At 63.0% G+C, this 19,565-nt stretch carries 17 protein-coding genes and 1 tRNA gene; 7 read left to right on the top strand and 11 right to left on the bottom strand.

Going from position 1 to position 19,565, the window contains the following annotated elements; translation table 11 throughout:
• Nucleotides 1–135: 135 nt before the first annotated feature.
• Nucleotides 136–1,086, bottom strand: coding sequence for an aldose 1-epimerase family protein (locus ABI796_RS06105; protein WP_246095741.1), 951 nt, complete (start codon nucleotides 1,084–1,086; stop codon nucleotides 136–138).
• Between the two features lie 97 nt (nucleotides 1,087–1,183).
• Here ABI796_RS06105 and galT point away from each other — a divergent pair, with 97 nt between their 5' ends.
• The 3 genes from galT (at nucleotide 1,184) to ABI796_RS06090 (ending at nucleotide 4,790) form a co-directional block, all read left to right on the top strand.
• The gene (gene galT, locus ABI796_RS06100) at nucleotides 1,184–2,332 is read left to right on the top strand and encodes a galactose-1-phosphate uridylyltransferase (RefSeq protein ID WP_141283053.1); all 1,149 of its coding nucleotides are present in this window, start codon (nucleotides 1,184–1,186) and stop codon (nucleotides 2,330–2,332) included.
• Entirely contained in the window at nucleotides 2,329–3,489 is a 1,161-nt protein-coding gene (gene galK / locus ABI796_RS06095) for a galactokinase (RefSeq protein ID WP_141283054.1), read from the top strand. Before galT ends, galK begins: the two co-directional genes overlap by 4 nt.
• Before the next feature lie 62 nt (nucleotides 3,490–3,551).
• Nucleotides 3,552–4,790, top strand: coding sequence for an acetyl-CoA C-acetyltransferase (locus ABI796_RS06090; protein ID WP_141283055.1), 1,239 nt, complete (start codon nucleotides 3,552–3,554; stop codon nucleotides 4,788–4,790).
• Between the two features lie 138 nt (nucleotides 4,791–4,928).
• Here ABI796_RS06090 and ABI796_RS06085 read toward each other — a convergent pair whose 3' ends face one another.
• The gene (locus tag ABI796_RS06085) at nucleotides 4,929–5,840 is read right to left on the bottom strand and encodes a Bax inhibitor-1/YccA family protein (protein ID WP_141283056.1); all 912 of its coding nucleotides are present in this window, start codon (nucleotides 5,838–5,840) and stop codon (nucleotides 4,929–4,931) included.
• A gap of 342 nt (nucleotides 5,841–6,182) precedes the next feature.
• Here ABI796_RS06085 and ABI796_RS06080 point away from each other — a divergent pair, with 342 nt between their 5' ends.
• From ABI796_RS06080 to ABI796_RS06065, 4 genes are read left to right on the top strand one after another with little or no spacing between them, the layout of a single operon-like run.
• Nucleotides 6,183–7,580, top strand: coding sequence for a branched-chain amino acid ABC transporter permease (locus ABI796_RS06080; protein ID WP_141283057.1), 1,398 nt, complete (start codon nucleotides 6,183–6,185; stop codon nucleotides 7,578–7,580).
• Between the two features lie 9 nt (nucleotides 7,581–7,589).
• Complete coding sequence (locus tag ABI796_RS06075) at nucleotides 7,590–8,558, top strand: branched-chain amino acid ABC transporter permease (protein WP_141283058.1); 969 nt, start codon at nucleotides 7,590–7,592, stop codon at nucleotides 8,556–8,558.
• Nucleotides 8,555–9,565, top strand: a complete 1,011-nt coding sequence (locus ABI796_RS06070; RefSeq protein WP_141283059.1) for an ABC transporter ATP-binding protein — start codon at nucleotides 8,555–8,557, stop codon at nucleotides 9,563–9,565. The genes ABI796_RS06075 and ABI796_RS06070 overlap by 4 nt, the downstream gene beginning before the upstream one ends.
• Nucleotides 9,562–10,335, top strand: coding sequence for an ABC transporter ATP-binding protein (locus ABI796_RS06065; protein ID WP_141283060.1), 774 nt, complete (start codon nucleotides 9,562–9,564; stop codon nucleotides 10,333–10,335). Before ABI796_RS06070 ends, ABI796_RS06065 begins: the two co-directional genes overlap by 4 nt.
• A 59-nt stretch (nucleotides 10,336–10,394) precedes the next feature.
• Here the strand turns inward: ABI796_RS06065 and ABI796_RS06060 are convergent, their stop codons facing one another.
• The 9 genes from ABI796_RS06060 to ABI796_RS06020 all read right to left on the bottom strand — a co-directional run bounded on the left by ABI796_RS06060 (nucleotide 10,395) and on the right by ABI796_RS06020 (nucleotide 19,485).
• The gene (locus ABI796_RS06060; protein ID WP_141283061.1) at nucleotides 10,395–11,333 is read right to left on the bottom strand and encodes a lipid kinase; all 939 of its coding nucleotides are present in this window, start codon (nucleotides 11,331–11,333) and stop codon (nucleotides 10,395–10,397) included.
• 122 nt (nucleotides 11,334–11,455) lie between these two features.
• Nucleotides 11,456–12,811: an ABC transporter substrate-binding protein gene (locus ABI796_RS06055; protein WP_141283062.1), complete on the bottom strand. Its 1,356-nt coding sequence runs from the start codon at nucleotides 12,809–12,811 to the stop codon at nucleotides 11,456–11,458.
• Between the two features lie 223 nt (nucleotides 12,812–13,034).
• A tRNA-Leu gene (locus ABI796_RS06050) sits at nucleotides 13,035–13,108 on the bottom strand.
• A gap of 21 nt (nucleotides 13,109–13,129) precedes the next feature.
• Nucleotides 13,130–14,050: an N-acetyltransferase gene (locus ABI796_RS06045; protein ID WP_141283063.1), complete on the bottom strand. Its 921-nt coding sequence runs from the start codon at nucleotides 14,048–14,050 to the stop codon at nucleotides 13,130–13,132.
• A 90-nt stretch (nucleotides 14,051–14,140) separates the two neighbouring features.
• Nucleotides 14,141–15,595: an NAD(P)/FAD-dependent oxidoreductase gene (locus tag ABI796_RS06040; protein WP_141283064.1), complete on the bottom strand. Its 1,455-nt coding sequence runs from the start codon at nucleotides 15,593–15,595 to the stop codon at nucleotides 14,141–14,143.
• 38 nt (nucleotides 15,596–15,633) lie between these two features.
• Nucleotides 15,634–17,040: a S8 family serine peptidase gene (locus ABI796_RS06035; protein WP_141283065.1), complete on the bottom strand. Its 1,407-nt coding sequence runs from the start codon at nucleotides 17,038–17,040 to the stop codon at nucleotides 15,634–15,636.
• Nucleotides 17,037–18,005 (bottom strand): Ppx/GppA phosphatase family protein, encoded by a 969-nt coding sequence (locus tag ABI796_RS06030; protein ID WP_141283066.1) that lies wholly within the window; start codon nucleotides 18,003–18,005, stop codon nucleotides 17,037–17,039. Before ABI796_RS06030 ends, ABI796_RS06035 begins: the two co-directional genes overlap by 4 nt.
• Complete coding sequence (locus ABI796_RS06025; RefSeq protein ID WP_174754501.1) at nucleotides 18,002–18,685, bottom strand: DUF501 domain-containing protein; 684 nt, start codon at nucleotides 18,683–18,685, stop codon at nucleotides 18,002–18,004. The genes ABI796_RS06030 and ABI796_RS06025 overlap by 4 nt, the downstream gene beginning before the upstream one ends.
• A 68-nt stretch (nucleotides 18,686–18,753) precedes the next feature.
• Complete coding sequence (locus tag ABI796_RS06020; protein WP_141283068.1) at nucleotides 18,754–19,485, bottom strand: septum formation initiator family protein; 732 nt, start codon at nucleotides 19,483–19,485, stop codon at nucleotides 18,754–18,756.
• Between the last annotated feature and the right edge of the window lie 80 nt (nucleotides 19,486–19,565).

Below are 19,565 nucleotides of genomic sequence, written 5' to 3'. Positions count from 1 at the left end.
ATAATTCCGTAGGCCGAGCCGTATGGGAAACCGGCTCTCACTTCCGTGTCATTGACCAGCGCTGACGGAACATTCACAGGCTCTTCCAAGACAGAAGGGCTATGCGGGTCCGGGAAGCAGGACGGGAGGAGGGATTCAGAGGGATGCGGTGATTCCCCACGTCATGCTGAACGCCTCCCCTGGCTCCAACCAGCGGAGGCCATCACCGCTGTTGAAGGCGTTGGCCGGCCCGGTCATGGGCTCAAGGGCAACAGCCTTGGAACGTCCAGGGAAGGTGTCCGTCACAAAGACGTGCACATACCCGCAGTTTTCGTCCTGCTCCAGGCTCACGGTGCGTCCATCCGGTGCCGAAAGCGTGTGGCGAGCCAGGCCGCCGTCGAACGTCAGGTCCGTCAACGCAACGTCCACCAGCAGCTCCCCCACGGCTGACCCGCCGGAGAAATCGAACTGACCGTCCGCGGGAGCGGTGCTGCGCGGGATGAGGCGCTCATCCGCCACCAACCGCGTCCCGGCGTGGACAGTCAGGATCAGGTCTTCAGGGGCTACATCGCCAAGCCGCAGGTACGGGTGGGCGCCCAGAACGAAGGGAGCCCGGCTGTGGGAGTCGTTGATCAGCGTCTGCGAGACCCGAAGATCAAGGTTTTGGTCCAGTTCATAACGCACGTGGTGGCGCAGCAGAAAAGGGTAGCCATGCTGTGGAAAGACTGTGGCTTCGAGCGTCACGGAGAATTCGGATTCGTCCACCAGCGCGTACCCGGTGTTGCGCAGCAGGCCATGGCTGGCGTTGTTGCGTGAGGCCTCAGTGATGTCAAGCTGCTGTTTCTTGCCCTCCAAGTACCAGACGCCATCTTCTACCCGGTTGGCCCACGGTGCCAAGGTGATCCCTGTGGCCCCTGGCGGGATCTGGTCGTCGCTGTAGCTTTCAGTCAGTTGGACTCCGCCCCGGGAGTAGAGCCTCAAGCCGGCCGCTAGTTCGGTGATGACGGCGAGCGCATCGTCCCTGCGGATCTCAAATTGACGGCCCGTGGCAAAGCGGCGGGACTCGGACTGATGGGCTGAATCGGCTGGCGAGGGAGAGGCAGACATGGCAATACCGTACTTCATCTGCTCTCATCACCCACGGGTTGATGTGTGTTTTTGTTAGAAACTATGCGCTTTTGGTCACTTGTGAAATAATGCTCTTATGCGCCGTATCACCAGCACCCGCCTCGCGGACAGCCGAGAGCTGATCTACTTTGACGACCCCGGAACCAGGGAGCGAACCCCGGAGTCCTTAGTGGACCACCGCGAGCTCCCGGCCCGGGGCGAGCCCGGAGAGGTGCGCTATGACGCCCTGTCCGGCGACTGGGTGGCAGTTGCCGCGCATCGCCAGACGCGCACGCACCTTCCCCCGGCTGATCAATGCCCCATCTGCCCCACCACCGCGGCAAATCCCTCGGAAATTCCGGCCTCGGACTATGACGTGGTGGTGTTCGAGAACCGCTTCCCGTCGCTGGGCCCGGCAGTTGGCGATATCCCGCCGCTTCCCTCCGCTGGACATTCGGGCCACAACATTAAAGGGGCGGCATATGGACGCTGCGAGGTTGTTGCCTTCACTCCGCAGCACACCGGATCTTTTGCCGAACTGGGCCAAACGCGTGCGCGAACGGTCATTGAAGCATGGGCCCAAAGGACAGAAACACTAAGCGCCCTGCCCGGCATCAAGCAGGTGTTTCCGTTCGAGAACCGCGGCGCGGACATCGGAGTCACCCTGCATCACCCGCACGGCCAGATTTACGCGTACCCGTACGTGACGCCCCGCGCCGCGCAGCTCGGCGCGGTGGCGCGGAAATACTACGACGACGTCGACGCGAAGGAAACGCTCGGAGCTTCCCTCCTCAGGGCCGAACGTGAGGACGGCAGCCGCATGGTCCTGGAGGCCAGGCATTTCAGCGCCTATGTACCTTTCGCCGCGCGCTGGCCTTTGGAAATCCACTTGGTTCCCCACCGCAGCGTCCCGGACCTTGCCGCGCTTACGGGCGAAGAACGCGATGAGCTTTCGCACGTCTACCTGGACCTGCTCAACAGGCTTGACGCCCTGTACCCCACCCCCATGCCGTACATCTCCGCCTGGCATCAGGCCCCACTGGATCCCCTCCTGCGCCCGGCGGGCCAGCTGCACCTGCAGCTCACCTCCCCTCGTCGCGCCGCGGATAAACTCAAGTATCTGGCCGGTTCTGAGGCTGCCATGGGGGCGTTCATCAACGACACCACGCCCGAGGCCGTGGCCGAACGGCTGCGCAGCGTCGCCCCTGATTCTTCGAACAAGACCCTGGAAGGCACACGAGCATGAGCACCACCACCGAGACCGGCGTTCTGGCCGCCCGCTTCGAAGAAACGTTCGGGGCGGCTGCCGACGGCGTCTGGCAGGCGCCGGGCCGCGTCAACCTGATCGGGGAACACACTGACTACAACGAGGGCTTCGTGCTGCCCTTCGCCATCGATAAGACAGCCAAGGTAGCCCTGCGGGTCCGCAGCGACTCAAAAGTGCGCATGCTGTCCACTTTCGGTGGGCACGGCGTAGTGGAAGCTGACCTCGCGGACTCCGAACCCGGATCCGGCGAGGGCTGGTCCCGCTACCCCCTCGGCGTCGCCTGGGCGCTCAAGGAACGCGGCATTACGGTGCCCGGCTTTGATCTCCTCCTGGATTCCGATGTCCCCTCCGGCGCGGGCCTGTCCTCGTCCCACGCCATTGAATGCGCCGTCATTTCTGCCCTCAACGAGTTGACCGGCGCCGGACTGTCGGCCGAAGAGTTGGTATTGGCCACCCAGCGAGCGGAGAACGTGTTTGTGGGAGCACCCACGGGCATCATGGATCAGTCGGCGTCCTTGCGGGGGGCCAAGGGACATGCCGTGTTCCTTGACTGCCGCGACCAGCACGTGGAGCTTGTCCCGTTCGATGCAGAAGCGTCCGGGCTGGTCCTGCTGGTGATCGACACCAAGGTGTCGCACTCGCACGCCGACGGCGGTTACGCCTCCCGCCGCGCGTCCTGCGAGTTGGGTGCCGAAATCCTTGGCGTCAAGGCACTGCGCGACGTCGGCGTGGAACGTCTGGAGGAAGCCTCAGGACTGCTGGACGAAACCACCCTCCGCAGGGTCCGTCACGTGGTCACGGAGAACGATCGCGTACTTCAGACGGTGGAGGTCCTGGCCTCCGCAGGCCCGGCCGCCATTGGTGCTTTGCTCGATGCCAGCCACGTTTCCATGCGCGACGATTTTGAGATCTCCTGCCCGGAACTTGACCTCGCAGTGGACACCTCCCGCGCCAACGGCGCAATCGGTGCCCGCATGACCGGCGGCGGCTTTGGCGGCTCGGCCATCGCACTGACTCCGGTGGGACAGGAACACCAGGTGCGCGACGCCGTCGTGCGTTCCTTCGCGGAGGCCGGCTTCACCGCCCCGGACATCTTCACCGTCACTCCGGCCGCTGGAGCCCTCCGACTGGCCTGATCCGTAGCGATTTTCCGGCAGGCGCCCGGCATCCCGTGCGGTGCCGGGCGTACCATGGGGCCATGACTGAGGCTGTCATTGTTTCCACTGCAAGAAGCCCTATTGGCAGGGCGTTCAAGGGCTCCCTGAAGGACGAACGTCCAGATGACCTGGCTACTGCCATGGTGCAGGCCGCACTCGCAAAAGTGCCGGGTTTCGATCCGGCTGCCGAGGACGGACACGGTTTGGACGACATCCTGCTGGGATGCGCTGAGCCCAGCGGTGAGGCCGGCTCCAACATGGCACGGGTGGTGGCCGTCCTGGCAGGGCTGGACCGTGTACCCGCCGCCACCATCAACCGCTTCTGCGCCTCGAGCCTGCAAACCCTGCGGATGGCGTTCCATGCCATCAAGTCAGGGGAAGCGCACGCCATAGTCTCCGCAGGCGTGGAGAGTGTGTCCAGATATCAGAACTGGGCCGGGGCAGGCGAAACGGATTCCGCCAACCACAATCCGCTCTTCGAAGCAGCCGCCCAGCGCACGGCCTCCCGTGCGGCGTCGAACATCCCTTGGACCGATCCCAGGCTTGGTGGACGGCTGCCGGACATCTACATCTCCATGGGCCAGACAGCGGAAAATGTGTCCACCACCCACGGCATCAGCCGGGCCGAGCAGGACGAATGGGCTGTCCTGAGCCAAAATCGTGCAGAGGCCGCCATCGCTTCAGGGTTCTATGCCCGGGACATCACGCCGTATACGCGCAGGGACGGCTTTGTGGTGGACACAGATGATTCACCCCGGCCAGGGGTCACCCTGGAAGCGGTGTCCGCTTTGCAGCCCGTCTTCCGTTCGGAGGGGACGGTGACAGCAGGCAACGCATGCCCGCTCAACGACGGCGCAGCGGCAGTACTGGTAATGAGCGACTCACGCGCCCGGGAACTGGGACTGGAGCCCCTCGCCCGGGTGGTCTCAACGGGCGTTAGCGCCCTCTCCCCCGAGCTCATGGGCATGGGGCCTGTGGAATCCACGCGGCGAGCCCTGGCGCTGGCAGGGCTGACCATGGAGGACATTGATCTGGTGGAGCTCAATGAAGCCTTCGCCGTGCAGGTAGTGGCGAGCGCCCGTGAATTGGGGATTGATCCCGCAAAGCTCAACGTCCATGGTGGTGCAATCGCCCTGGGTCACCCCTTTGGCATGACCGGCGCCCGCATGACCAGCACGCTGCTCAACGGCCTCAAAGAACGCGATGGAACCCTGGGCCTGGCCACGCTGTGCGTTGGCGGAGGCCAGGGAATGGCAGTGGTCTTTGAGCGTTTGAGCTGACCGACGTGTTTTCAGGCGGCGAGGGGGGGTGGAACCCGGCACTTTGGGGCCGCCGGTTCCACCGGGACCTCGCCTCTCACGAACGCAAAAATGCCCCGAAGATTTCTCTTCGGGGCATTTTCCTTGGAACTGTTGCTGCTAGTCGTCGCCTCGCAGGATTGCCAGCAGGCGGATGATTTCCACGTAGAGCCAAACCAAGGTGACCGTCAGGCCGAATGCTGCAACCCAGGAGTAACGCTCCGGGGCGCCGGCGCGGACGCCTTCTTCGATGCTGGTGAAGTCCATGATCAGCGAGAACGCTGCCAGGCCGATGGCCAGGATGCCGATGAAGACACCCAGCGGGATGCCTGCGATGGTCAGTTCAGTGCGGAGGCCGAACGGCGACTGCACGGCGCCGGTCCACATCATCACCATGTTGATCAGCGCGAAGACCGCGTAACCAATGGTGGCGATCATGAAGAAGCGCACCAGCTTGGGGGTAGCGCGGACCTTGCCGCTCTTGAAGAGCACCAGGGTGACGCCGAAGACTGCCAGCGTACCGATCACAGCCTGGAGGCCGACGCCGGGGTACATGCCGTCCAGGATGCGCGTGAGGCCACCAAGGAACAGGCCTTCAAGGCCTGCATAGGCAAGGATCAGGGCCGGTGAGGGCTGCTTCTTGAACGTATTGACCAGGGCCAGGACGAAGCCGCCCAAGGCACCAACGATCATGAGCGTGGTGGAGAGCGCAGGTGCCACGAAGAGCGTGACGCCGGCGCCAATGATAAGAACCACGAGGCAGGCGACGGTCTTCATGATGACGTCGTCATAGGTCATGCGTCCGGTATCAGCCGGGCCTGCAGCGGGCTGGTTGTACATCTGCTGCAGTTGCTCATTGGTCATGTTCTGCTGCTGGGCAGACCATGCCGCATGGCCGTCCATGACCTGGCCCGGCGCGCGGCCGGGTGCCTGGTTGAACTGCTGGCCGTACGGGTTCTGCGGTACAGGCGGGGCCTGCTTTGCTCCACGGAAATTCTTTCCGTTGAAGACTGGGTTTCCGCCAAGTGCCATTGCGGGTGTCCTCCTGAAAAAGGGCTAGTGATAATTCACGGTACCAATTACCACGCGCGCGCGGCAGGGAAAGTTCCCTTGTTCACGGAGACGAAACTCAACTGTGACAAGAAAACGGGACCCCGGCTTCAGCGGACCGTTTAGAAGCACCGCCAAACAACAAAGGTTTACTTAAGCATTGCTACATCAGTAGTTGCCTATAGCTTCACAGTTGTTATCTGATCGCGATCTTCCCAGCCCCGAACTGGGCATTTATTAGCTCCACCGGACGGTAACATAGGCCACACATGGGTGACTTAGATCACAAATGAGGCAGCTAGGCAAGAACTGTTCACAAGCCCCATGACCGTTCGCACCGGCTGCAATGGCGCAGCCGGGACCACCCCCACTGTGGAGGTTTCCATTTTGAGAAGCACACTGCGCGACCCGTCCATGAGACGGTCCAAGGGACTGCAGAGAGTTGTGGGGGCGCTGTTCGCAGCCCTCATCACCGCTCTGTTGATCGCCGCCCCTTCGGCACAGGCAACCACCCCCTCGCCTTCGCCGTCACCGACGTCGTTCCAAAACAACATCAGCGGATTCCTCCGCGACGACGCCCGGGCCCCCATACCCGGCGTCAAGATCAAAGCCACGGGCAACGGATTTGAAGGTGAAGCCACCTCCGGAGCCAACGGAGCCTGGACAATCGGCGTTCCTGTCCAAGGCACCTACACCATTGAGCTGGACACCTCCACCTTGCCGGAGGGAATCGCACTGGCCGAGGGCCAGGATAATCCCCGCGATGTCACCTTCAGCCAAACATCAAACCTGTCGGTGATCTTCGCCTTTGGTGAGGGCATCGTGGTCCAGCAACAGGACTTTGGCCAAAACCTCCTCAATCGCCTGGTGGCGGGTCTTAGCTTTGGCCTGCTCCTTGCACTGGCCTCGGTAGGCCTTTCCCTGATCTTCGGCACCACCGGCCTGACCAACTTCGCCCACGGTGAGATGGTGACACTCGGTGCGGTACTGGTGTTCATGTTCAATGCCTTCGGATTCCCCTTCTGGCTGGCCATCCTGCTCGCACTGGTAGGCGGTGGTCTCTTTGGCTACGTCCAGGACGCAGGGCTTTGGCGGCCCCTGAGGAAGCGTGGCTCGGGCCTGGTCCCCATGATGATCGTCAGCATCGGCCTGGCACTGGCCATCCGCTACGTCATCCAGTTCTTCTTCGGCGGTGCAACACAGCAGCTGCCCGGCGCGCAGAGTGCAGAGATCCAGATCGGGCCGGTTTCGATCTCCCCGAACAACCTGTGGTCACTGATCATCAGCGCCGTGGTGATCGCCTTGATCGGCATCGTCCTGCTCAAGACCCGCCTCGGCAAGGCAACCCGCGCAGTAGCGGACAACCCCGCACTGGCAGCCGCCTCCGGCATCGACGTCGACTCCGTGATCCGCATTGTGTGGATTGTGGGCGGCGTCCTGGCATCCCTCGGTGGCATCCTGTGGGCTTACTACCGTCCAGGTGTCACCTTCGACATGGGCTCTCAGATCCTGCTGCTCATCTTCGCCGGTGTGACCCTGGGTGGTTTGGGAACCGTGTTCGGCGCCCTGATCGGCTCCATAGTGGTAGGCATCTTTGTGGAACTGACTACCGTGTTCGGCCTTCCCGCCGACCTCAAGTACGTCGGTGCCCTGTTCATCATGATTGTTGTTCTTCTGTTCCGACCGCAGGGTATCCTCGGCCGGCGTGAGCGTGTGGGTTAGGAGCGGGCCATGGACTTCGGATTTATTCTCTCCAGCGCCCTTGGCGAATTGTTCAGCCCAACGACGGCGGCCTACGCACTTGCCGCTTTGGGCCTTGCGGTGCACTTTGGCTACTCAGGGCTGTTGAACTTCGGCCAGGCCGGCTTCATGGCCGTTGGCGCCTATGGTTTTGCTATTTCCACCCTCACATTCGACGCCCCGTTCTTCCTGGCACTGATCATTTCTGTTCTCTGCTCGGTCATCTTCGCATTCATCCTGGGTATACCCACCCTGCGGCTCAGGGCGGACTACCTGGCAATTGTCACCATCGCAGCGGCAGAAATTGTCCGCTACGTAGTTACCACCAACCAGCTCACCAGCGTCACAGGTTCCGCCAACGGCCTGGCAGCGTTTGAAAACACCTTCTATGCCATGAACCCCTTCCCCGAGGGCTCCTACATGGGCATGAACAACCGCGACTTCTTCATCCGCGTGGTGGGTTGGGGACTGGTGATCGTTTGCTGCCTCCTGGTGTGGCTCCTCATGCGCAGCCCCTGGGGCCGGGTCCTGAAGGGCATCCGCGAAGACGAGAACGCCGTCCGCTCTCTGGGCAAGAACGTCTACGCCTACAAGATGCAAGCCCTGATCATTGGTGGCGTACTGGGTGCCTTGGCGGGCATGATCTTCACACTCCCCCGCGGCGCCGTCCAACCGTCCAATTACGGTACGGAACTGACGTTCTTCCTGTGGACCTGCCTCCTGCTTGGCGGCATGGCCACTGTCCTGGGGCCGGTCATTGGAGCCATGATCTTCTGGGTGGTGCTTTCGCTGACCCAGAGCCTGCTCTACGGCCTCATTGAATCAGGAATCATTACCTGGCTGACCACCGTCCAGGCCGGCCAGTTGCGCTACATCCTGGTGGGTGTTGCGCTGATGCTGCTGATGATCTTCCGCCCGCAAGGCGTCTTCGGCAATAAGAAGGAGCTTGCTTTCGCATGAGTGAGACCAACGAATTCAACACTGCAAGCAGTGCAAACACCGACAACATTGACTACATGACCGATTCGCGGCCCATCGCGGTCGGGGAGAACACCCCCGGGTGCAAGAAGCGCGATCCCATTGTGGTGGCAGAGGACGTCACCCGTTCCTTTGGCGGCATCAACGCCGTGGACGTTGAATACCTTGAGATCCCGCGCCACAAGATCACCGCATTGATCGGTCCCAACGGCGCAGGGAAGACCACCCTGTTCAACCTGCTCACGGGCTTTGACACTCCCAATACGGGCAAGTGGCAGTTTGAAGGCAACAGCCTGGCAGGGGTCTCCTCCTACAAAGTGGCCCGCATGGGCATGGTCCGCACCTTCCAGCTGACCAAAGTGATGGGCAAGCTGACCGTCATGGAGAACATGCGGCTCGGCGCGGCGAACCAGCCCGGCGAAAGACTCTCCAAGGCTCTGTTCAAGGGCATCTGGGGTGGACGGGAAAAGGAAATCACGGCCCAGGCCAACGTGCTGCTGGAAAAGTTCAAGTTGGACGCCAAGAAGGACGACTACGCGGCCTCCCTTTCCGGCGGTCAGCGCAAGCTCCTGGAGATGGCGCGGTCCTTGATGGTCAAACCCAAGCTGGTGATGCTGGACGAACCCATGGCCGGTGTGAACCCCGCCCTGACCCAGTCTTTGCTGGACCACATCAAGAACCTCAAGGCTGAGGGCATGACCGTCCTGTTCGTGGAGCATGACATGAACATGGTCCGCCACATCGCTGACTGGGTGGTGGTCATGGCCGAAGGCAAAGTTGTTGCCGAAGGACCTCCGGGCGAAGTCATGAAGAACCCCGCGGTGATCGATGCCTACCTTGGCGCACACCATGATGTGGACCTCGGCGACGCTGAAGGCATCAAGGTGCTCGAGGCCGAACTGGAAGCTGATGAAGAGTCCGTAGTGGGAACCGAAGACGCAGGAATCCTGTCCGAAATCGAAGAAACCAAGAAGGAGGACGGGAAATGAGCAGCAGCATCAGCGAAATGCCCGCCTCGGCGGCAGCCCCGGCCGGTGATTCCGTAGTCAAGGTCACCAATTTGGTGGCCGGTTACATTCCCGGCGTCAATATCCTCAACGGCTGCAGCATTGAGGCCCGCAAGGGCGAACTCATTGGCATCATCGGGCCTAACGGCGCCGGCAAGTCCACGCTCCTCAAAGCCATGTTCGGCCTGGTCAAGGTCCACTCCGGCACGGTGGTGGTCCGTGGCCAGGACCTCACCGGGTTGAAAGCCAACAAGCTGGTGACCCAGGGCGTTGGCTTCGTGCCGCAAACCAACAACGTTTTTGCCACGCTGACCATTGAAGAGAATCTGCAAATGGGCATGTTCCAGCGGCCCAAAGACTTCTCCCAGAGGTTCGACTTTGTCACCAGCCTCTTCCCGGAGCTGGGAAAGCGGCGTGCCCAGCGTGCAGGGTCATTGTCCGGTGGCGAACGCCAGATGGTGGCCATGGGCAGGGCACTGATGATGGACCCGGCCGTGCTGCTGCTCGACGAGCCGTCGGCAGGCCTATCCCCCGTCAAACAGGACGAGACCTTCCTGCGTGTCCACGAGATCAACCGTGCCGGGGTCTCAGTGATCATGGTGGAGCAGAATGCGCGGCGCTGCCTGCAGATCTGCGACCGCGGATACGTCCTGGACCAGGGCAAGGACGCGTACACCGGTACGGGGCGCGAGCTCATGAAGGACCCCAAGGTCATCCAGCTTTACCTTGGTACCCTGGCGGACGAGGTCTAACAGCGTCAGTCCCGAAGGCCTGGTTCCGGTGTTTCACCGGAGCCGGGCCTTCGGTGTTTTCAGCCGCGTCCCTCAAACGTGGCGCTGCTGCTGTTACCCGGTACCACCACGTGCACCGCATTGCGTTCAACAGTGAAATCGGTGGGTGTCCCGGTGGTGATTTCGCCGTCGAGGTTCACCGGCAGCGGCGGGGTGGTGACCAGCCTGACGCTCCGGCTGGTGAGGTGGTACACCCGCTCGTTCTCCACGAACTTGCCGTTCTTGAGCGAGCGGGCGATTTTTGCCTGCTCCCGCAGCGGCGCCATGAGAATGGCATAGATGTCCAGGGTGTGGTCATCAATCCCTGCGGTGGGAGAGACTGCATTGCCGCCGCCGTAATACCGTCCGTTCCCCACAGCCACCTGCAACAGGTTCTCCAGCTCCACCGGCGGGTGGTCCCCCTCCGGGAACTCCAAACGGGCGTGGAATGGCTTGTGCTTGGCGTAGGAGCGCACTGTGGCCACTCCATAGGCCAAGGGTCCAATGAGCCGTTTGAGGCGCGGACTGAGAGCCTGGGTAACAGCTACGGACAGGCCGGCTGACGCAACGTTAAGGAAGGGCTGCCCGTTGGCGCGGCCAAGGTCAATATCCACTATTTTTCCCTCGGCCAGGGCTTTGCATGCCTCGCCCAGGTCCTTGGGGATGTCCAGCGTCCGGGCAAGATCATTGGCGGTGCCCAGCGGAAGGACACCCAACGCCACGTCCGTGCCCGCTACCAGTCCTGCCGCGGAGGCAACCGTTCCGTCGCCTCCCCCAACCACTACGAGGTCATGCCCTTCGGCAAGCGCCCGTTCCAAGGTCCGGTTGAGGTCCCCGCCTCCGTCCACTGTGTACATGGCAGAAACCGGGAGTCCTGCCTTTCCCAGGCTTTGGACCACCAACTCCCTGGCAGCGGATCCTTTGCGTGAGCCGGCATTAATGACCACCGCGATGGAGCGGGCCTCCCGGGTTAGCTTCATGTGGCCATGGTAGGTCCACCGCCTGTGCGAAAGCTTTGTTCAGGCTTGGGATGACGCAGAACGGGTCCCCTTCCTGATGAGGAAGGGGACCCGTACTGACTGCGGTTCAGCCTGCGTTCGGCTTAGAGCTTGCCGAATTCTTCGCGGACCGGCTTGTAGGTGTTGTCGTCCTGGTATTCGTAGATACCGATGTATGCCTCGGTGGGGTCACCGGCATCGGAGAACGTTACCGGACCGGACTGGCCGTCGTAGTCAATGTCCTTGCCCTCGCGGAGCAGGGTGACGCAGGACGGGAAGTCGGTGCACTTCTCGCCGCCTTCAGAGACTTCCTTGAGCTTGGCTGCAATGTCCGTGCCCTTGGTGCTCTTGGCTGCCTCAGAGGCCAGCGAGATCAGGTTCACGGCGTCGTAGGACTCGCCTGCGTAGCTGTAATCCTTCAGGGCGGGATCGATTGCGAGGAGCTTCTGCTTGAAGGCGTCCTTGGCGAACGTACCGGGGATGGTGCCCTGTGCGCCCTTCATGGTGCCGGCCTGGAAGTCCTTGCTGTAGTCCGAGGTGTTGCCGTCAACCATGAACAGCTGAGTAGGCTTGACGCCCTTGCCGGTCATCAGCGGGACGATGCTCTTTGCCTGGTCGAAGGTGATCAGTGCGATTGCGTCCGGCTTGGCTGCGAGGACCTTGTCCACCTGGCTGCTGAACTGCGAATCGCCCTCGTTGAAGAGTTCTTCAGCAACAACCTTGCCACCGGCTGCCTCGAAGGCTTCCTTGACGTTCTTCTGCAGGCCGGTTCCGTAGGCGTCGTTAAGAACGATCATGCCAACGGTCTGGGCGCCACAGGTGGCCATGTAGTTGCCGAGGACCTTGCCCTGCAGGACATCCGAGGGCGCAGTGCGCCAGTAGAGGCCCTTGTCATCCCATGTGGTGAAGTCAGGTGAGGTGTTCGCGGGAGAGAAGTGGATGACGCCGGCGCCGGTGATCTGGTTGATGACCGTCTTGGAAACGCCGGACGAGGCAGCGCCGATCACGGCACTCACGCCTTGACCCAGCAGGGCGGTGGTGGACTGCGTGGCGATGTCGGTCTTGGTGTCACCGGAGTCGCGGTGCGTTACTTCCACCGGGGCACCCAGGACGCCACCGGCGTCGTTGACTTCCTTGACGCCGAGGTTGACACCGGCGATTTCGGGCGGGCCGAGGAACGCCAGCGACCCCGTTGTCGGCAGGAGCGATCCAAGTTTAAGCGGCGTAGCCGTAGTGGTGGTCGAGGGAGGTACAGGTCCCGTGTTGGTGGCAGCCTGGCTGTTGCCGGCTCCCGCCCCGCCGCTGGGTGCCGGGCAGGCGATACCTGCTGCAGCGGCGGATTGAGACCCAGTCTGGGTAGGCGTAGAAGACCCACCACAAGCTGTGGCCAAGAGAGCGACCCCAATGCCAAGCGCTGTTAGCTTGGCGGCTCGGGGCGCCGCTGGGGAAAGATCAAACATTCGTTGTCTCCTCGATCGAAAGGTGCGAACTGCCTTTGATGCGATTACTCAGGTGTTCCTGATTAAGACTCAAACTAGTGCAATTGCCCCGCGAACATAAGTGATTCAGGTCACATCCCTATAACACTCGTTGCCTGTGGGGAATCTAGGAGCCAGCTGGGAAATGTCGCTGAGGAGAGGAACCATGCACTGGAAGGGAGAAAGAGCTCTCACCTTGCACCTGTGCCCCAGGTGGGACTCGAACCCACAACACGCGGATTTTAAGTCCGCTGCCTCTGCCAATTGGGCTACTGGGGCGCCCGGACCATGGTATCCCAGCTAGAGGCGGTTGAACGGCTCCGCGTAGCGGAAGGTCCCATAAACGTCCTCCGGCCATCCCGGCAAAGGCAGTAGCTGGAAGTGCTCTCCCCAGGCCGGCTCAGGCGGTTCAACGCCCAGGGAAATGGCCGGGACGTATCCGAAGCGCCTGTAGTACAGCGGGCTGCCCAGCAACGCGATGCCGCGCTCCCCCATAGCCGTTGCACGGGCCGCTGTTTCGCGCATCAAGGCTGAACCCACTCCGCGCTGCTGGAACGGCGGGAGCACGCCAATGGGACCCAGGCCCAGCAGTTCAAATTCCCCCGCCCAGCCCCTCGTGCTGATGGCGTGCCCCACGATTTCTCCGCCCATTTCCGCCACAATGCTGAGCTCCGGAATGTACTCGCTGCACTGGAAAAGCTCCCGTAGCAGCCCCACTTCAACGGGCGTGCCCTCAACCGGCTCACCGGTCACCGGTGAGATGGAGAAAGCCCGGGCCGTGAGTTCCAGGATCTCTTCCCGGTCCTCAGGCCGCTCGGAGCGCAGGACCACGCCGCGCGCCAGCAGCCGCAGCACCTCCAAGGCCCTGCCCGCCTCCGCCGATGGCACCAGGAGGTGATCGTGGTGGAAACCAGCCAGGACGTTGCAACTGATCCCCGCATGCGTCAACGCTGCGCTGACGGCCGCTGTGAGCCCCACGGCCTCCAGGGCCGAGTGGACCTGCAACGTGATCCACGTGGCCACGAAATCATAGCTAAGGCCCAGCGCGTCCGCCTCATCGCGGCGAAGGACAACGGTGAGGCCCTCAGCCTCGCGCACGGCCGCTTCGATTCCACCTTCCAGGGGCCTTCCATGCGGCCACAGTGCGTATACGTACTCACCGTCGCGGGCCACGGGATGAAGGGATTCCAGGAGGGTCTTCAGATCGATTTCACCGGACATGAGGACAGTCTAGGGGGCAGCCTTGAGGCATGCCGGTTAAACGCCGACGGCGGCCACCCCCTCAAGGGGACAGCCGCCGTCGGGCGTGTACTACTTGGCGTCAGCAGTTACCGGAGTCTTGACTTCCTCGGCAACCGGCTTCGCTTCCACCGGTGCCGGAGCGGCAGCAGGCTTGGGAGCCGGAGTTGCGGCGGCCACGAAGGCACCGCGCGGGTTGTCCAGGTCCATCAACTGGGTGGTGTCGCGGCCGGCGAAGAAGGCCAGGATCCAGCCGAAGATCACGCGGAACTTACGCTCCACCGTGGGCATGGCCATGCCGTGGTAGCCGCGGTGGGCAAGCCAGGCGAGTCCACCCTTGAGGCCGATGCGGCCGAGCAGGTTGATGTTGGCAACACCCTTCCACTCGCCGAAGCCGGCCACAGCACCAAGGTTCTTGTGCTTGTAGTCGTGCAGCGGCTTGTCCCAGCGGGAAGCCCAGAGGTTCTTGGCGAGCTTCTTGGCCTGGCGCAGTGCGTGCTGGGCGTTGGGGACGCAGGTGCCGTCCGGCAGGCCCTTGCCCGTGAGGTCCGGAACAGCGGCGATGTCGCCGGCGGCCCAGGCGTTCTCCACAATGCCTTCGTCCCCTGCGATGCGGAGATCCGGGAGGACACGAACGCGGCCACGCGGTTCCAGCGGGAAGTCGGTGGAGCGGATCATGGGGTTGGCCTGCACACCGGCAGCCCACACCAGGGTGTCTGCTTCAACTTCACCGGCGGGGGTCTTGTCCGGCAGGTTGATCAGCTTAAGGTTGCCCTCGGCGCTGTCCAGGGAAGTGTTCAGGAGTACTTCGATGCCGCGGCTGCGGAGGTGCTCCACAACCCACTCGGCCTGCGAAGCGGTGACCTCGGGCATGATGCGGCCCATGGCTTCGACCAGGATGAAGCGGACTTCTTCCTGACGGACGCGGGGGTTGTTCCGCACAGCGGCGCGGGCGAGGTCTTCCATTTCGGTGAGGCATTCGATGCCGGCAAAGCCGCCACCTACAACAACGAAGGTCAGTGCCTTGGCGCGTTCTGCGGGGTCAGTCATGGTGGAAGCGGACTCGATCCGCTCCAGCACCTTGTTGCGCAGCGCAACAGCTTCCTCGATGGTCTTCAGGCCGATGCCCTTGTCCGCGAGGCCCTTGATGGGGAAGGTGCGGGTGATGGCACCGGCTGCGATGACCACGTCAAAGTACGGGATCTCAAAGTTCTCGCCGCCATCCGAGGGGGCGATCACTGCGGTGCGGTTTGCGTGGTCAATGCTGGTGACGCGGCCCTGGATGAGCTCGGTCTGCTTGAGGTGCTGACGGTGCGAGACCACGGCGTGGCGTGCCTCGATGTTGCCGCCGGCAACTTCCGGGAGGAAGGGCTGGTAGGTCATGTACGGCAGTGGATCAACGACGGTGACGATTCCGCCTGCGTTCGCGATCTTCTTCTGCAATTTGAGTGCTACGTACAGGCCGACGTAGCCGCCGCCGACGACGAGAACCCGGGGACGGTCAATGAGCTCTGGGGTGGTTGCCATGACACCAGAGTACAGTACTTTGTGAAAATCTTCACTAACTACGTCCGGGAGGGCGGATCCACCTTCACCAGGGCTCCCGTTTCCGCCTCCTCGGGCACTGCCGGCGGGTTCTTCAGCACTCTGCGCAACTGGATCGAAGCACCCGCCACCAAGGCCACGAACAGGGCTCCAAAACCAAGGACGACGGCGGCAGGAAGGGCGTCGTCCATGGTGGCCGGCGTCTTGGCAACGGGAACAGTCGGATCCGCGAGCGTGGGAGCGGCACTGGTAGGACTTGCCACCGGCGCGGGCTCAGGCTCGCTGAAAACACCGCGGCGGTGGACGCGGATCCAGTCCCCGATGGAACCCAACGGGTTGGTGCTGGTTACAGGAACATCATTCTTCAACGCCGCCTCAGCGTTGAGGATGCCGTAGCCATAGATTGGATCCTTGCCCGGAGCGCCGGCGTCCTTGGCCGTGCTGACAATCCTGTTGATGACCTGCGTGGCACTCATTTCCGGCCACTTGGAACGAATGAGGGCTGCCACTCCCGAAACGATGGGAGCAGCACCGGAAGTGCCCGCCCATTCGGCGTAGGAGCCACCGGGGATTCCGCCCACCAGCTTCTCCGCGGGGGCTGCTACTCCAATGCTGATGCCCTGGGACGATGAGTCCACGCTGGCACGCCCTTCGCCGTCCAATCCGGCAACGGTGAGAACACCGGGGATAGTGGCGGGAGCCCCGACCTGTACGTTGCCGCCCACACGGTTCCCCGCCGCGGCAACAATCACCACATCCTTCTGCTCCGCATAGAGAAACGCGGCGTCCCAACTCTGCGGCCAGTCAGGAGAGGTGCTGCCCAGGGAAATGTTGATGACCTTGGCACCGTTGTCCACCGCCCAGCGGACGGCCTCCGGTATCTGTTCCTGGTCAGTCTTGCCACCGGGGTTCGGTGAACCGAGCCACGTTGAGATGGCCAGGATCTCCGCTTCGGGTGCCACGCCCACAATTCCGTCGGGTCCTCCGGCAGGCGGAGTGGTGGGTGGCGGAGGCGGAGGGGCAGGTGAGGCCGAAGCGGACGGTGATGCTGACGGCGGCGGAGGGGGTGCCGGGTGACCACGGCCGGCCAGCATGGTGGCTACCAGCGTGCCGTGCTCGGTCTTGGCACCGATGCTCTTTTGTCCGTTCGGGGCCCCGGCCCCGGAGACATCCGTTCCACCCACCACTACGCCCTTGAGGTCAGGGTGGCTTCCATCAACACCGCTGTCGATGACCGCGACCTTGACTCCAGCCCCCTTTGACACCTGCCAGGCGTTGGTGACTCCCGATTCCTTAAGCCAGTACTCCTTGTCCCGCCAGGCATCTGCGTTGGCAGCCGGGGCCGAGAACAGCGCGCCGGCCAGCGCCACGCCTGCCAGGGTAGTGGCAAGCGCAGCGGAGACGATGCGCCGGTGGCCCACTGTCATTGACCGTCCCTGATACTCAGGGCGATGCCGTCCAGGATGTCGTGCTCGCTGGCAACGGCGGCACGGATTCTCCCGTTGCTGACCTCCGCCAAGCGGCCCAGGATGCGGCGCCATACCAACGCTCCGGCTCCGATCACATCCACCCGTCCCGGGTGCATGTATGGAAGGGCAGCCCGCTCGTCCCGCGTCATTTCCAGCAAACTGGTGCATGCATCGGTGATGGTTTCCAGGTCCAGCGAAGCACCGTGGATGCGGTTGGTCCGGTATTCGTCCAGGCCCAGAGCGTGCGCGGTGATGGTGGTGATGGAACCTGCAACCCCAACCACGGCTGTGGCGCGGTCCAGCGGGACCGTTTGCGCAGCAAGATCAAGCGCGGCGTCGACGTCGGCCTCTGCTGCGGCGATCTGGGCGGCAGAGGGCGGATCGTTGCGAAGGTGACGCTCAGTGAGTCGCACGCAGCCAACGTCAACAGAGCGTGCCGCGATCACGCCGCTGGAATTGCCCAGCACGAATTCGGTACTTCCGCCGCCGAGGTCCACCACCAGGATGGGGTCCTCCCCCATGGCCGGCAGGACACTGCTGGCACCGGCGAAAGAGAGCGCGGCTTCCTCGTCACCGGTGATCACCTCAGGCTGCACTCCCAGCACTTCCCGGATGCCGTCCACAAACACTTGGCGGTTCCTGGCGTCACGCGTGGCCGAGGTAGCTGCGAAGCGGATCCGTCCTGCGCCGTGTTCCTTGATCAGCGCCGCGTAGTCCCGCGCGGCAGCGAAGGTGCGCTCCAGGGCTTCAGGGGCGAGTTCGCCCGTCGCGTCAACGCCTTGGCCGAGCCGCACTACCCGCATTTCCCGCACGACGTCGGTCAGCGGTCCGGCAGTGGTCGTCTCCAATCCTTTAGTGGAGGCATCGGCGATGAGGAGGCGGATGGAGTTGGTTCCGCAGTCAATGGCGGCCACCCGGCTCATGCGGTGCCTTCCTTCCCGGACTCGGACTCAGTTTTGGACTTCCGCACCGGCGCGGGACGCCCCACGATCTCCGGCAGTCCCTGCGGACCATGGCGGCTCAAGTCCCGGGAAGGTGCCTCGCCGGCCGTGTCCCACGCGCCGTCGCAATAGCAACGGTCCTTGGTCCACCACTCGGTAATGGAGTCCAGCGCCTGGTCCCCCAGCGGATTAACGCCCGGACCGGCAGCCAACGAATGACCCACCAGGACGTGAAGGCACTTCACCCGGGTGGGCATGCCGCCGGCTGAAATGCCATCAATCTCCGGCACCGCTCCTGTCCCGGAGCGGTGCGCGATTTCATTGCGGGCCTGCAGGTAGGCCTCATGGGCCCCTCGGTAGGCACCGGCCAGCTCATCATCAGCGGTGAGCCGTTCATTCATCTCGTTCATGAGCCCGCCCGCTTCAAGCCGCGACACTGCCGACGTGATCACCGGGTGCGTCAGGTAGAACGTAGTGGGGAAAGGCGTTCCGTTGCTCAGCCTGGGAGCCGTAGCGGCCACCAAGGGGTTGCCACAGACGCACCTGGCCGGGATCTCCACAACGTCCCGGACCGGCCTGCCCAGTTGGCGGCTCAGAACCTCAAGATCGTGAGCTGATGGCTGGCGGGATTCCTGCGGCACGGCTGCCGTGTTCTCTTCCACTTGCGCTGCCAACCTTCCTGCCCCTTTTCTCGCGTCCCATGCGGACACGACGGCGGCGGGCACCGCTTCTAGTCAGTTGCCGATCGTCTGATTGACTCCCAGAGAGCATCCACCCAGGGCAGATTCTCCGGGTTGGCCGACGATCCGGAGCCGGTGCGGCCACCCGGTGTGCCGGCGGCTTCTTCTCCCCCAAACACCCAGTAACCTGTTTCACCCGGCATAACCATGTTAATGCGGTCCCGGGCCTGCTGTTTCACGTAGTTGGGGTCCTGCCACCGGGAAAGCTGTTTGTTCAGCTCCGCTTGTTCGGCTTTCCTGCCGGCGATTTCCGCTTCCAGCGCTGAGATTTCAGCACGTTTCTCCAGGAAGATCTTCACGGTGGGAGCCAGCAGGATAGTGATGGCAATCATCACCACAGCCAGTGCAAGCATCCGGCCGGAGAACGCTTTTGCCGGTACGGGATCGAGGTCGCGGTCATCCTTGGAAGTGCCTGGTTTTCCGGAACCTTGGCCCTTGTCCGCAGATTTGGTGTCCGCCACCTTGTAGGAAATCCCCGACGGCTTCCTCCCTGCGGGGCTCTTTCCGCCGGTTGCCGCTTTACTGGTGGTTGCCGCTTTGCCGCCAGCCGGCGTCGACGACTTTGACGTTGACCGCTCACCGCCGAACTCAGCCGTGATGACCTCAGCGCCTTCGGCCGGCTTGCCACCTGTGGAGGACTGGCTGGCGGGGGACGGGCGGCTACCGCTGGACGGGCTGCCAAGGGCGTCGGCCCTGGGGACCTTTGGACGACGGGTGGCCATGACACTCCTGTAATGCCCGGTGCTTGCCTGGCGGTTTGCTGCGCTTGCTGTTTTTCACCTGGCCTGTGTTCTGCAGAACC

This window comes from Paenarthrobacter aurescens, from assembly GCF_041549525.1.
Classification (GTDB): Bacteria; Actinomycetota; Actinomycetes; order Actinomycetales; family Micrococcaceae; genus Arthrobacter; species Arthrobacter aurescens.
Note: the sequence above shows the minus strand (reverse complement) of the source record. Positions and strands in the feature narration are given on the sequence as shown.